Raw genomic sequence first — 13044 nt, 5'->3', positions numbered from 1 at the left:
CGGCCCGAGCCTTCAGGACCGAGGCGTCAGCCGTCGAGCCAGTCGCCTGCGACGCCCGTGGGACGGTATCCCGTGGCGTTCCAGAGGAAATGCGGGTGGGCACAGCCGAACATGTAGGCGAGCAGTGCGGTGTCTTCCCTCCCGGTCTGAGGGTCGTGCAGGGTGTGGAACCTCTCGGATCCGACTACGCCGGCGTCTTGTTGGACATGACGGGCGCGGTCCGGCGATGGTGCGCTGGATGCCTCCACGGCGGCGATGTAGGTGCGGCGCAAGATCTCCCATGTGCTGTCCGTGTTGCCGTACCAGGGGCCGTGCAGTGCTTCGAAGGCATGAAGCTCGGCGTCGAAGAGGGCCCATGTCCGAGGGTATTGGGCTCGACAGCGTGCGGACAGCTCGGCGGTCCGGGTGCTCAGTGCTGGTGCGGTGGGCCGCGGGGCGATGGTGAGGGTGGTGCCGTGGGTGAGGATGCCGGTGCATGGGTTGGGCTGCAGGTCGCACAGCGGGCACTCCTCGGCCGGGGGGAGGCCCTGGGTGATGCCGTCGAACCACAGGGCGTGGCGGCCCGTGAGCCCCATCCAGACGATGGTGGTGGTCATCAGCCAGGTGTTCCACATCGGGCTGTGGGCCTCGGGCATGCAGCCGTACTTGACGAGGGCTATCGCGCAGGCAGCGTAGAGCGCCTTGGTGTGGGTGGGCATTTCGGCGAGCCAGAAGTTGCTGATCTCGCCGGTGAGGGCGTCGGCTCGTACATCGGCCATGTCGTCGATGACGCGGCACAGCAGCAGGGAGGCGAGGTTTTCCTCCTGCCAGAGTTCGGTGTCGGGGGCGACTTGCCAGAACAGGCAGTCCAGCATCTGCAGGGCTGAGTAGGCGCTCTGGTTGAGCGGGTTGGTCTGAGGGAGCATGACGCTGCCCGCGTCGTGCTGCTGGAGCCAGTACTCGTCGACGGATCGCTTGTGAGCTGCGAAGAGTCCGGAGACCAGAGCCCGTGCGCTGTTGGTGCTGAAATTCTCGGCCAGGCGGCCTTCGACGTGTTGGGTGAGGCGCGTTGTGTCGATGGTGTCGATCACGCGTTTGTATTCGTGGAAGACGAGGATGTCGTCCTCGAAGCGGTGGCGGTGGCCGAGGTCTCGTTCGAGGTCGTTCATCTGCCGGGTCCAGGACCATCCACCAGTCAGGACGCTGTCGAGTTCCCGGCGGTATGGCCAGGTCTTGACGGTGAGGGGACGACCGGCGCTCTGCCGCCAACGGTAGTCGTCCAGCGTGCGTGCGGGGGGCGTGGGCAGCCGACGGCACAGAGGGCAGGCGCAGACGGTTGTCTGCTCCTCCTCGCGCGGCGGGGTGAGTGCCCGGCTCCTCCAGGCCCCTTCCAGCATCGTGCAGGTCAGTCTGCAGACCTCAATGTCGGTGCTGACTTGGGGGAAGGCCGCTTCGATCATGCGCAGGCTGGTGTCGAGGTGCCTCAACCTGGCGTAGCCCTCCTCGTCGGGCGGGAGGAACGCGGGCCGCGCCAGATGGAGGGCTCCCTCCACATGCAGCGTGGTGCTGGAGTGGGGGGAGCCGAATGCGTTCAGCCGCTGCTGAGCGGCGTTCTGGGACCTTCGGTACTGCTCCGTGCTCCCATTGATGTGTTTCACCAAGAGGCGGGCCAGGGTGTTCCCCGCCTCCGTGGGCTGGAGCTGGGCGCTTGGCTGCGCCGGGAGCGAGCTGTCGGCGGACGCCTTCGGAACAGCACCTGCGACTCGAGATTTCACACCGGTCTCCCAATAAGCTGTGGTCCTGGCAACGGAATCGATCGACCGTGGTCGTTGACCGGCCGTGTCCGGGAATCTTCTGTACTTTCCGTGACGGCCTCGCCGGACAGCCGGACTCACGCGACCGGCTTTGGATCCTGCTACGAACGACCGCGAGGGGCACGACTGCTGCGTTGACGGCACTCCTGCTGCAACGCGAGCACCTGCATCGCCGCCTCAGCTGTGTTGATCAGGAAGCACTCGCGGCCCGTCAGGTGTGGCGCGACCACTGGATCCGAGATGTGCTACTTCGCCCGAGGCGTGTGGGTAGCTGACAGGGGGGTCGAAGGGCAGGTCGAACCGGACGTCCTGAGGCATGCGCTTCCTTTCGGGAGACGGACCGCAGAGTCCCCCCACCCCTGAGAACGGACGGTGCCGTGACCGCCCGCACACTCGAACTGGGCTTCGCAGTCCGAAAGTTGAACCGAGAAGCGGTACGAGGCTGCCCACGACGTGAATGACCATTCCGTGGCCCTGCCGTGATCTCCGTTACTGCCCGAAGCGCATGAGCTGCGTATACTCCCTCGTCCCTCACCCGGTACCGGCTTGTCCGCCGAGCCTTCGGAGGCCCGGAACGCCACACTGGTCGGAGTCCGTTCGACGACTCTCCAGGAGGCGCACCGACGATGATGTCCGCTCCCGCACGCAGCGCTGAGCAGCGTACGAAGGACACCCTGCACCGTCTCGAACACGACGTGGACGCCTGGGTCGCCACGGCCGACGGCACGTCGGGGACGCCGTACCTCGTCCCGCTGTCGTTCCTCTGGAACGGCTCGTACCTGCTGTTCGCCACCCCCGCGTCGAGCCCCACCGGACGGAACCTCGCCGCGACCGGCCGGGCCCGGGTGGGCATCGGGCCGACCCGCGACGTCGTCATGGTGGAAGGCGTGGTGGAGACCGTCCAGCCCGCCGAGCTGACCGAGCAGGACGCCGAACTCTTCGCCGCCAAGACCGGGTTCGACCCCCGCCGGCTGGCCACGCCGTACCTCTACTTCCGTGTCGTGCCGCAGCGGGTACAGGCCTGGCGGGAGGCCGACGAACTGGACGGCCGCGAACTCATGCGCGACGGACGGTGGTTGACGGCCGACTGAATCGGCCGGACCGGGATAACCGCAAGGTAGGGCCGTGGGGCACGACCGCCCCACGGCCGGAATCCTGCGGAGGAGACATGGCACTGGTGAAAGCGGGTGTCCTGGTGCTCGACTGTGCCGAGCCCGAGAAGCTCGCCGTGTTCTACAAGGAGCTGCTGGAGGGGGAGGAGGCGGACGCGACCGCCAACCGGGTGGAGATCAAGGGCGCCGACGGTTTCCGCATCGCCCTGCGCCGGGACGTCAACGCGACACCGCCCAGCTGGCCCCGCCCCGAGAACTCCCTCCAGGCGCACCTGGAGTTCGTGGTGGACGACCTCGACGCGATGGAACGCCGGGTCGTCGCCCTCGGAGGCCGGCCCCTGGAGGCCAAGGAGGCCTCGGGCCCCCTGGAGGAGCGCGGCTACGCCGACCCGGCAGGCCACTCCTTCGTCCTGCGCCGCACCCCACCGACCGCACCGAAGCAGGGCTGATCCGGCCGGGGTGTCCTTCGGATCAGGCGGTGGAGGTGAAGGGCGAGGTCGTGTGCGCTGCGGGCCGGGGCGCTGTCGTGGTCGGCGGTCCCCGGCTCGGCGGGCGAACACGGTGCTGGACGCCGTCCGGGATGAGGGAGCCGAGCAGGCCCCGGCGATCGCGCTGCCGGCCCGGCTCGGTGGCAGTCAGCGCGTACGCCTCGTCGGTGAGCGCGAATGTGCTGTACGTCCTGGTGAGACGCCCCCGCACCCGGTGCAGGGGGAAGGACAGGGCGTAGAGGACGTGCCGCGCCTGCACCAGGAACGCGGCCACGGCGATGGACGCCGGCGGCGCGGCGGGGTCGTGCCCGGCGGCGCGCCGCAGCAAGGGCCCGTCCGGGCGGTGGACGAGGGTGTTCCGGGAGCGCAGACCGACGACGTCCTCGCGCAGGAGAGAGAAAGGCGGCCCATGAAGACGATCAAGGCGGACGGCTGAGGACACAGGCCGACCTCGCCCGGCCGGGGCCGGGCGAGACCGAGGCGCGCTGTCAGTCGCGGCCGCCCTTCTCCCCGGCCGGCCACGTGCCGGTGGAACGCTCGATGGCCTTGGCGCCCGCGCGGTCCACCGCGCTGCGCACCACGGCGAAGATGGCGCCCTGGACGGCGGCGGCCAGCAGGATCTCCCCCCAGCCGCGGTCCTTGTCCAGCGCGTCGGGCGCGTCCTCCTCGTTCCGGATCGCCATCCATGTCTTGCGGAAGGCCAGCCCGGCCAGCCAGCCGCTCGACCAGCCCAGCACGAACCCGAGGGGCTGGTAGGCGAAGGGAAGCTTCTTCTTCTTGGCCACGTGAATCTCCTTGCTCGGTGAGGGTGGGTGGAAGTGGTCAGGGTGTGCCCGCGGCCGGGACCCGCTCCTCGGCGCGGACCGGCCCGGGCGGCGTGCCGTCACCGAACGGCCGGTCGCCCAGTTCCTCGCGGTGGTGCGGGGTCAGCCAGCCGGACAGGTCCGGGCCCAGCGGCACGACGCGGGTCGGGTTGATGCCCGTGTGCACCTGGTAGTAGTGGCGCTTGATGTGGTCGAAGTCGACGGTGTCGCCGAAGCCGGGCGTCTGGTAGAGGTCCCGGACGTACCCCCACAGCACCCGGTTCTCCGTCAGCTTCCAGCGGTTGCACTTGAAGTGGCCGTGGTAGACCGCGTCGAAGCGGACCAGCGTGGTGAACAGCCGGATGTCCGCCTCGGTGATGGTGTCGCCGACGAGGTACCGCTGCCGCTCCAGCCGCCCGGCGAGCAGCTCCAGCCGCCGGAACACGCCCGCGCAGGCGGTCTCGTACTCCTCCTGCTCGGTGGCGAAACCCGCCCGGTACACGCCATTGTTGACGTCCTCGTAGACGTCCGCCATCACCTCGTCGATCTCGTCGCGCAGCTTCTGCGGGTACAGGTCGGGCGCGCCCTCCCGGTGCAGGGCCGTCCATTCGGTCGCGAGGTCGAGCGTCAGCTGCTGGTAGTCGTTGGTGACCAGCTTCCCGCTGGGCACGTCCACGACGGCCGGCACGCTGACACCGCCGGGGTAGTCGGTCTCCCGCCGGTCGAAGGCCTCACTCAGATAGCGGATGCCGAGGACCGGGTCGCGGCCGTCCTCGTCCAGCGTGAAGCGCCAGCTGCGGTCGTCCTGGATCGGGTCGGCGACGGCCAGGGACAGCGCGTCCTCCAAGCCGAGCAGCCGCCGGGAGACCAGCGACCGGCTCGCCCACGGGCAGGCTCGGCTGACGACCAGGCGGTAGCGGCCGGCCTCCACCGGCCAGCCGTCCCGGCCGTCGGCCGTGATCCGGTCCGTGAAATGCGCCTTGGACCGCTTGAACGCCCTCCTTCCGTAGGCGCTGTTGCCGTCGTCGCCGTCGTCGCGGCTCATGGGGATGACCTCCTTCGGCGTACGTGTGGCCTGCTTGTCGTGCGTGTGCCCTGGTGAACGCGTTCCCCTTTTTCCGCCGACGGCACGGTGTGAGCACCGCCGACCGGGGCAATCGGCGGGGGTGACTGGAGAAGGATCTGATCGGAGGACACGCGTCACCGTGCTGGTGGCGCTCGCTGCCAATCTCGTGATCGCGGCGGCCAAGGCGGTCGGCGGCCTGGCCGCGGGATCACCGGCACTGCTGTCGGAGGCGGCCCACTCGGTGGCCGACAGCATGAACGAGGTGTTCTTACTCGCGGCGCTGCGCCGCAGCCGCCGCCCCGCCGACCGGCGTCACCCCTTCGGCTACGGCAAGGAGCGGTTCTTCTGGTCGCTCCTCGCGGCCGTCGGGATCTTCGTCATGGGCGGGTGCTTCTCCTTCTTCCAGGGCTTCGAGGCCCTGGCGAGCGGAGGGGAGGAGAAACTCGGCGGCTATGTCGCCGGCCTGATCGTGCTCGGTATCGCCCTCCTCGCGGAGGGTGCCTCTCTGCTGCGCGCGCTGTACCAGGTGCGCCGGCAGGGCGGCACGGGCGCCGGGCTGCGCGACCCCGCCCTGCGCACGGTCGTCGCCGAGGACGGCACCGCGGTGCTCGGCGTCACGCTGGCCATGGCCGGTATGGCGCTGCACATGGTCACGGGCCAGGTGGTGTGGGAGGCGTCCGCCTCCCTGGCGATCGGCGCGCTGCTGGTCTACGTCGCCTACCGGCTGGGCCGTGACGCCCGCGACCAGCTGATCGGCGAGGCGGCCGACCGGGAGGCGAGCGGGCGGATCCGGGAGCTGCTGTGGGCACAGCCCGAGATCGACAGCGTGGAGGCGCTGTTCACCATGAAGACGGGCCTCGACTCGGCCCTCGTGGCCGCCCGCGTGGATCTCGTGCCCGGCATGGACAGCGAGCGCGTCGAGGACGTCGCCGTCCGCATCAAGCGCTCCATCGCCCGAACGGTTCCCGAGGCCGACCAGATCTTCCTCGACGTCACCGACCGTCGCGCGCGGGAGGCAGCAGAAAGCCCCGCCGCGACGGGGGAACGCGGCGGGGCCTGACCCACGCGTGCCCCGTCGCCGACGGTTCATGCAGCGCCCCGGAGAAATTTTTCGCCGACCGTCCCGGACAGGCGGGTCGGCTTGGCTTCTCCGGCCCGCTCCGGGAGGTCGTCGTTCCGGGCGGGGCCAGGTGGTCGTCGATTCCGGCGGGGCAGGCGGGACTTTGCCGCTTCACCCCTGCGGCCGGAGACATGGCACCTGGCGGCGGGCCGCTGCCGGCCCGCCCGAAGCCCCCGGGGACTCACCCGCCGTCAGCCGGCTCCAGCACGAACACCGGTATCTCCCGGTCCGTCTTCTTCTGGTAGTCGGCGTACGCCGGATACGCCGCTACGGCGCGCTCCCACCACTCGGCCTTCTCCTGGCCCGTGACCTCACGGGCGATCATGTCCTGCTTCACCGGACCGTCCTGGAGCTCCACGTGCGGATCGGCCTTGATGTTGAAGTACCAGACCGGGTGCTTGGGTGAGCCACCGAGGGAGGCGACCGCGGCGTAAACCCCCTCGTGCTCCACCCGCATCACCGGTGTCTTGCGCAGCTTGCCGCTCCTGGCACCGCGTGAGGTCAGCACGACCACCGGCATCTTCGAGCCCTGGAGGGTCGTCCCCTCCGTGCCGCCGGAGCTCTCGTACAGTTCCACCTGCTGGCGCACCCACTGCGTCGGGCTGGGTTCGTACTCGCCCTCGAGAGGCATGGCATCCGTCCCATCGTCGCGTCTCGGCTGACCGGTTCCCGCCTTCAACACCGGTACGCCCGCGAATCATCCGCACCACGACACATCCCGGCCGGGTCGCGCACCTCACCCCGGCGCCACCGCCATCCGCACGGCCAGGACCGTCATCACCCCGCTCGCCACCAGCGCCGTCGCCAGCCGGCCCCGGTGGCCGGTCAGCGCCCGCCCCAGCAGGGCTCCGCTCCCGGCGAGCAGCACCTGCCAGCTCGCGGAGGCCGCGAAGGCGGCGAGCACGAAGACGCCCTGCTCCAGGGGCCCGGCCGGGCCCGTCGCCTGGGAGCCCAGCACGAGCGCCGCGAAGTAGATCACGGTGGTGGGGTTGAGCAGGGTGATGCCGAGCAGTCCCAGGAAGGCCCGGGCGGGCCCCGGGGGAGCGGGGGCCGCCCGCGTGGTGAGCCGGTGGCCGCGGTACTCGCGCACGGCGGTGACCGCGCCCCACGCCGCCAGCGCGAACAGCACCAGGACACAGACCCACCGCAGCGGCCCGAGCACCGGCCGCAGCGCGCCGGCCAGGGCCGTGCCCCCGAGCGTGGCCGCGAGGGCGTAGAGCCCGTCGGCGGTGGCGACGCCGAGCGCGGCGCAGACACCGGTGCGCAGGGACGTGCGGGCGGTGAGGGAGACGAGGTACGTCCCGACCGCGCCGACGGGGATCGCGATGCCGTACCCGGCGAGCAGCCCCGCGACGAGCGCGGCCGTCATGACCGCGGCGGCGTCGGCCCTCCACGGCGGCCGGACCGCTGCTGTTGGCGCGCGGCAGGAGCGGCGGCGGACAGCGGCGGAAGGACGGCGAAGGTAGGCATGGCTGGATCCTGGGCCATGTCCCGTCCCACCGACAACCGGTTTTCGAACCAGCGTCGGCGCACCTCCGCTTCCGGGAAGCGCCCAGCTCGCAACCCGGCCCCCGACGCCCGGTGTTCGAACTGGAAGACGGCATTGCTCGGCCAAGTTGCCGCCGCCACCGATCTGGCCGAACTTCGCGTCGCCCCATAGATGCCCGAGGCATCTAATGAGGGTCGGCACGACGCACACTTCGTCTGCGAGGTCTCCATGACGGAAACGACCGCACCCGTCGCCTACCCCCAGAGCCGGACCTGCCCCTATCAACCGCCCGCCGCCTACGATCCGCTGCGGGGCGAGCGCCCCCTGACCCGTATCACCCTCTTCGACGGCCGTGAGGCGTGGCTGGTCAGCGGGCACGCGACCGCACGCGCGCTGCTGGCCGACCCGCGCCTGTCGTCCGACCGCAGCCGTCCCGGCTTCCCCTTTCCGACGCGGCGATTCGCCGGGATCAAGAACCGCAGGACGGCCCTCCTCGGCGTCGACGACCCCGAGCACCGCACCCAGCGGCGGATGGTGGTCGGCGACTTCACCCTCAAGCGGGCCGTCGAACTCCGGCCACGGATCCAGCAGATCGTGGACGAACGGCTCGACGCGATGATCGCCCAGGGCCCGCCCGCGGACCTGGTGAGCGCCTTCGCGCTGCCCGTGCCGTCCATGGTGATCTGCGCCCTGCTCGGCGTCCCGTACGCCGACCACGACTTCTTCGAGACCCAGTCACGACGGTTGCTGCGCGGCCCGGAGACGGCCGACGTGGAGGACGCGCGCGACCGGCTGGAGGCGTACTTCGGCGAGTTGATCGACCGCAAGCAGCACGACCCCGGCACCGGCCTGCTGGACGACCTGGTCCACCGGCAGTTGCGCGACGGCGCGCTCGACCGTGAGGGTCTGATCGCCCTGGCGCTCATCCTGCTGGTCGCCGGCCACGAGACGACCGCCAACATGATCTCGCTCGGCACCTACACCCTGCTCCAGCACCCCGAGCGGCTCGCCGATTTGCGCGCCGACCCGGGGCTGCTGCCGGCCGCGGTCGAGGAACTGATGCGGATGCTGTCGATCGCCGACGGCCTGCTGCGCCTGGCCGTCGAGGACATCGAGGTGGCCGGGACGACGATCCGCAAGGGTGACGGCGTGGTCTTCGCGACCTCCGTCATCAACCGCGACGAGACGGTCTACCCCGACCCGGACACGCTCGACTGGAGCCGCCCCGCCCGGCACCACGTCGCCTTCGGCTTCGGCATCCACCAGTGCCTCGGCCAGAACCTCGCCCGCGCCGAACTGGAGATCGCCCTGCACACCCTCTTCGACCGGCTGCCCACCCTGCGCCTGGCCGCTCCCGCCGAGGAGATCCCCTTCAAACCGGGCGACACGATCCAGGGGATGCTGGAACTCCCCGTGACCTGGTAAGAAGCTTCCGTCATGCACATCGACATCGACAAGGACGTCTGCATCGGTGCGGGCCAGTGCGCCCTGACCGCCCCGGACGTGTTCACCCAGGACGACGACGGCTACAGCGCCCTGCTGCCCGGCCAGGAGGACGGCGGCGGCAGCCCGCTGGTGAGGGAGGCGGCCCGGGCCTGCCCGGTGAGCGCCATCACCGTCTCCGAGACGGTGGGCTGACACCGGATCACGCGATCTCCAGGAGCAGCCGGGCCGCCTCGCGCGCCTCGGCCGCGGGCTCGGCGCTCCTGGTGACACCCGCCGTGACCATGGCACCCTCGGCGAGCAGGAACAGCTGCCCGGCCAGCGCGCCGGGCAGCCCCGCCGCGTCGACGAGTGAGGCGAGGTGGTCCCGGAAGGCCCGCTTGTGCGCGCGCACCTGGCCGGCCACGCGCGCGGACGTCGCGCCGAGCTCCCCGTACGCGTTGATCCACGCACAGCCCCGGAACCCCGGCTCGCCGAACCACCGGCCCAGCCAGTCGAACACGGCCAGGATCCGCTCCCGCGGCTCGCCGTACTGCTCGACGTACTCGGCCAGTTGCCCCCGCCAGCGCGCGTCACGCCGCTCCAGATACGCCTCCACAAGCTGCTCCTTCGCCGGGAACAGCTGATAGAGCCGCTTGAGCGAGACCCCGGACGTGCCGCGGACGTCGTCCATGCCGACGGACTGCACGCCCCGCCCGTAGAACAGCTCCTCGGCGGCGTCCAGCGCCCGCTCCCGGGCCACTGCGCTGTCCATGTACGACCACTCCTTGACGCGAGAACGAGCGTTCTCCTACGGTAGCAGCCGCTGCGGAGAACGCTCGTTCTCCACTGTCGATCAGGGAGGACCCATGACCGACCGCCCGCCGCTGCCGCCCTTCACCCGGGACACCGCAACGCAGAAGGTCCAGGCCGCCGAGGACGCCTGGAACACCCGCGATCCGCACAAGGTCGCCCTCGCCTACTCGGAGGACTCCGTCTGGCGCAACCGCGACACCTTCGTCACCGGCCGCGCCGAGATCGCCGAGTTCCTGGCCCGGAAGTGGGAGCGCGAGCAGGAGTACGCGCTGCGCAAGGACCTGTGGGCCTTCGACGGCAACCGCATCGCCGTCCGCTTCCAGTACGAGTGCCGGGACACCGAAGGCCGGTGGTGGCGTTCCTACGGCAACGAGCTGTGGGAGTTCGACGAGCACGGCCTGATGACCCGCCGCGAGGCGAGCATCAACGACGCACCGATCGAGGAGCGGGAGCGCCGCATCCTCGGCCCTCGGCCGGACTCGGAGCGCGGAGCCACGTTCCCCGTCCGGTGAACACCGCGGAGTCACTAGGGTTTCCGGGATGACCGAACAGTCCAACGGGAAGCCCTTCCTCTACGTCGTCGTCTGCGCCGCCGGCATCGCCGCGGACGTCAGCAAACTGATCACCGCCGCGCAGGAGCGCGACTGGGAGGTCGGTGTCATCGCGACGCCCGTCGCCATGAACGGCTTCTTCGAGACCGCGGCCGTCGAGGCACAGACGGGCCGCCCGATCCGGTCCGCCTGGCGAACCCCGGGCGAGCCGCGCCCGTTCCCGGCGCCCGACGCCGTCGTCGTCGCGCCCGCCACCTTCAACACCGTCAACAAGTGGGCGGCCGGCATCGCCGACACCCTCGCCCTGGGCACCCTGTGCGAGGTCGCCGGGCTCGGTGTGCCGATCGCCGTCCTGCCGTGCGTGGCCGACGCGCTGGCCTCCCACCCGGCCTACCGGGACAGTCTCGAACGGCTGCGGGGGATGGGCGTGCGGTTCGGGCAGCCGTACACCGGAGAACCGGACCAGGACGGCGGGCGGCCGGAGTTCGGCTGGGAACGGGCGCTGGACCTGGTCGAACGCGGCTGACGGTCAGGCGCAGCCGACCGTGGACCCCTCCACCATGCCGCCGGTGCGCAAACCGCGCACTGCCGTCGCCCTGTTCGCTGTCGCGGTACACCCGGTACGGCAGCGCGTCGTGGTGCCGGGGCGCAGGGTGCGCCCGTCGACCTCGACGCGGTGCGTGGGCTTCGGTTTCGGCGCGCTCAAGGTCAGGGTGGCCCGGACCGTGCCGCGCAGGTACACACCAGCCGGCTCGGAACGGACGTACACGGTGGCGGTGACGTCGAACGTCCCCGGGCCGGGGTACGGCTGCGAACCTGGCAGGGTCCCGGAGGCGACCGTCGCGCCCTCGCGTCGCGCCCTCGCGTCGCGCCGTCCAGGTGCCGGAGGTGAGACAGGCGTACCGGACGGACGTCCCGGGGCGGTGGCGGGTCGCGGGCGCCGAGACCGCCATCATCGGCGTGCCGCTCCCCGCGCACAGGCTGACGGCGGCCCGCTGACCTTCCGCGCCGCGCAGGACCCCCGCCGGTGCGCACAGCGTCGCGGGCCCGGCCGCCGCCGGTGCCTTGGCCCGGGCCTCGGGCCGCGGCGGAACCGGCCGGCTCCATGCGGTCCAGGCGAGAGCGAGGGACGCCGCGGCCGCCCCGGTCAGGATCCTGAGTGTCCTGCGTCGTGCCGCCACGGCCTCCTCCCGTTCGCACCGACCGGCCGGGCGCCGGTCACCTGCGCCGAGGATGCGCCGGCGGTCCCGCCGCCCGGCCGCTCCCACGCCGGTCGGTCACCTGGGGCAGCAACGATGACGGGCCGTCAGCCGGTGCCGCCCGACTCGCCTTCGAGTGCACACGAGCACGTACGCTCCGCCTGGAACACAGCCCGAAGGCAGGAGCAGCAACGATGCAGTACGTGAAGCTCGGTTCGACGGGCCTGGACGTCTCCCGGATCTGTCTGGGGTGCATGACCTACGGCCTGCCGGACCGCGGCAGTCACGAGTGGACCCTCGACGAGGAGGCCTCGCGCCCCCTGATCCGGCAGGCCGTCGAGGCGGGGATCAACTTCTTCGACACGGCGAACGTCTACTCCGACGGCACCAGCGAGGAGATCGTCGGCCGGGCCCTGCGCGACTTCGCCCGCCGCGACGAGATCGTGCTGGCGACGAAGGTGCACGGCAGGATGCGGCCCGGGCCCAACGGCGGCGGACTGTCCCGCAAGGCGATCATCAGCGAGCTCGACCAGAGCCTGACCCGCCTCGGCACCGACTACGTCGACCTCTACCAGATCCACCGCTTCGACCCGCACACCCCGGTCGAGGAGACGATGGAGGCCCTGCACGACGTCGTCAAGGCGGGCAAGGCCCGCTACATCGGGGCGAGTTCGATGTACGCCTGGCAGTTCTCCAAGGCCCAGTACACCGCCCGGCTGAACGGCTGGACCCGCTTCGTCTCCATGCAGAACCACTACAACCTCCTCTACCGCGAGGAGGAGCGCGAGATGCTGCCCCTGTGCGCGGACCAGGGCGTCGGCGTGCTGCCCTGGAGCCCGCTCGCCCGCGGCCGCCTCACCCGCGACTGGGACGCCACGAGCGAGCGCGGCGCCACCGACCCCTTCAGCAGCAACCTCTACCCGGAGGGCGACCGCACCATCGTCGAGGCGGTCACCCGCATCGCCGGGGAGCGGGACGTGCCCCGCGCCCAGGTCGCCCTCGCCTGGCTGCTCCACCAGGACACGGTGACGGCCCCGATCGTCGGGGCGTCGAAGCCGCAGCACTTGGCGGACGCCGTGACAGCGGTAGAGCTGGAGCTCAGCGACAAGGAACTCGAGGAACTGGAGCGGCCCTACACGCCGCATCCGATCGCCGGTCACTGAAAGCAGGGGTGCCTTTCCCGCG

The 13044-nt window shown here is 71.0% G+C and carries 15 protein-coding genes; 8 read left to right on the top strand and 7 right to left on the bottom strand.

Annotated elements, in window-relative coordinates:
* Positions 1-26: 26 nt before the first annotated feature.
* Complete coding sequence (locus tag ACIBNA_RS06635; RefSeq protein ID WP_399164153.1) at positions 27-1754, bottom strand: hypothetical protein; 1728 nt, start codon at positions 1752-1754, stop codon at positions 27-29.
* 665 nt (positions 1755-2419) lie between these two features.
* Here ACIBNA_RS06635 and ACIBNA_RS06630 point away from each other — a divergent pair.
* Together ACIBNA_RS06630 and ACIBNA_RS06625 are read left to right on the top strand one after the other, a co-directional pair.
* On the top strand, positions 2420-2884 hold the full coding sequence (locus ACIBNA_RS06630) for a pyridoxamine 5'-phosphate oxidase family protein (RefSeq protein ID WP_399164152.1): 465 nt from the start codon (positions 2420-2422) through the stop codon (positions 2882-2884).
* A 77-nt stretch (positions 2885-2961) separates the two neighbouring features.
* On the top strand, positions 2962-3354 hold the full coding sequence (locus tag ACIBNA_RS06625) for a VOC family protein (protein WP_399164151.1): 393 nt from the start codon (positions 2962-2964) through the stop codon (positions 3352-3354).
* Positions 3355-3376: 22 nt separating this feature from the next.
* On the opposite strand, the gene ACIBNA_RS06620 is transcribed toward ACIBNA_RS06625, so the two are convergent.
* The 3 genes from ACIBNA_RS06620 to ACIBNA_RS06610 are packed head-to-tail and all read right to left on the bottom strand — an operon-like array spanning position 3377 to position 5241.
* On the bottom strand, positions 3377-3835 hold the full coding sequence (locus tag ACIBNA_RS06620) for an AzlC family ABC transporter permease (protein ID WP_399164150.1): 459 nt from the start codon (positions 3833-3835) through the stop codon (positions 3377-3379).
* Positions 3836-3881: 46 nt separating this feature from the next.
* Positions 3882-4178: a DUF4235 domain-containing protein gene (locus ACIBNA_RS06615; RefSeq protein ID WP_086565167.1), complete on the bottom strand. Its 297-nt coding sequence runs from the start codon at positions 4176-4178 to the stop codon at positions 3882-3884.
* Between the two features lie 37 nt (positions 4179-4215).
* The gene (locus tag ACIBNA_RS06610; protein WP_399164149.1) at positions 4216-5241 is read right to left on the bottom strand and encodes a glutathione S-transferase family protein; all 1026 of its coding nucleotides are present in this window, start codon (positions 5239-5241) and stop codon (positions 4216-4218) included.
* Between the two features lie 160 nt (positions 5242-5401).
* Between ACIBNA_RS06610 and ACIBNA_RS06605 the strand changes: the two genes are divergently transcribed.
* The gene (locus ACIBNA_RS06605; protein WP_399164148.1) at positions 5402-6322 is read left to right on the top strand and encodes a cation diffusion facilitator family transporter; all 921 of its coding nucleotides are present in this window, start codon (positions 5402-5404) and stop codon (positions 6320-6322) included.
* Positions 6323-6563: 241 nt separating this feature from the next.
* Here ACIBNA_RS06605 and ACIBNA_RS06600 read toward each other — a convergent pair whose 3' ends face one another.
* A complete protein-coding gene (locus ACIBNA_RS06600; RefSeq protein ID WP_399164147.1) occupies positions 6564-7013 on the bottom strand; it encodes a nitroreductase family deazaflavin-dependent oxidoreductase in 450 nt (149 codons plus the stop codon).
* A 105-nt stretch (positions 7014-7118) separates the two neighbouring features.
* Complete coding sequence (locus ACIBNA_RS06595) at positions 7119-7751, bottom strand: LysE family transporter (RefSeq protein WP_399164146.1); 633 nt, start codon at positions 7749-7751, stop codon at positions 7119-7121.
* A gap of 348 nt (positions 7752-8099) precedes the next feature.
* Here ACIBNA_RS06595 and ACIBNA_RS06590 point away from each other — a divergent pair, with 348 nt between their 5' ends.
* Together ACIBNA_RS06590 and ACIBNA_RS06585 are read left to right on the top strand one after the other, a co-directional pair.
* Positions 8100-9296: a cytochrome P450 gene (locus tag ACIBNA_RS06590; protein ID WP_399164145.1), complete on the top strand. Its 1197-nt coding sequence runs from the start codon at positions 8100-8102 to the stop codon at positions 9294-9296.
* Between the two features lie 12 nt (positions 9297-9308).
* Entirely contained in the window at positions 9309-9509 is a 201-nt protein-coding gene (locus ACIBNA_RS06585) for a ferredoxin (protein ID WP_274821580.1), read from the top strand.
* 7 nt (positions 9510-9516) lie between these two features.
* Here ACIBNA_RS06585 and ACIBNA_RS06580 read toward each other — a convergent pair whose 3' ends face one another.
* Positions 9517-10068 (bottom strand): TetR/AcrR family transcriptional regulator, encoded by a 552-nt coding sequence (locus ACIBNA_RS06580; RefSeq protein WP_399164144.1) that lies wholly within the window; start codon positions 10066-10068, stop codon positions 9517-9519.
* 94 nt (positions 10069-10162) lie between these two features.
* On the opposite strand from ACIBNA_RS06580, the gene ACIBNA_RS06575 reads away from it, so the two are divergent.
* The 3 genes from ACIBNA_RS06575 (at position 10163) to ACIBNA_RS06565 (ending at position 13022) form a co-directional block, all read left to right on the top strand.
* Positions 10163-10621, top strand: a complete 459-nt coding sequence (locus ACIBNA_RS06575; RefSeq protein ID WP_399164143.1) for a DUF1348 family protein — start codon at positions 10163-10165, stop codon at positions 10619-10621.
* Between the two features lie 28 nt (positions 10622-10649).
* Positions 10650-11186 (top strand): flavoprotein, encoded by a 537-nt coding sequence (locus ACIBNA_RS06570; RefSeq protein ID WP_399164142.1) that lies wholly within the window; start codon positions 10650-10652, stop codon positions 11184-11186.
* Between the two features lie 867 nt (positions 11187-12053).
* Positions 12054-13022 carry an aldo/keto reductase gene (locus ACIBNA_RS06565; protein WP_399164141.1) on the top strand — a complete coding sequence of 323 codons (969 nt, stop codon included), beginning with the start codon at positions 12054-12056 and terminating at the stop codon, positions 13020-13022.
* Positions 13023-13044: the final 22 nt, after the last annotated feature.

The organism is Streptomyces sp. NPDC050164 (assembly GCF_044459945.1).
Lineage (GTDB): Bacteria > Actinomycetota > Actinomycetes > Streptomycetales > Streptomycetaceae > Streptomyces > Streptomyces coeruleorubidus_A.
The sequence above is the reverse complement of the archived record's forward strand: the minus strand, read 5'-3'. Positions and strand labels throughout refer to the sequence as shown.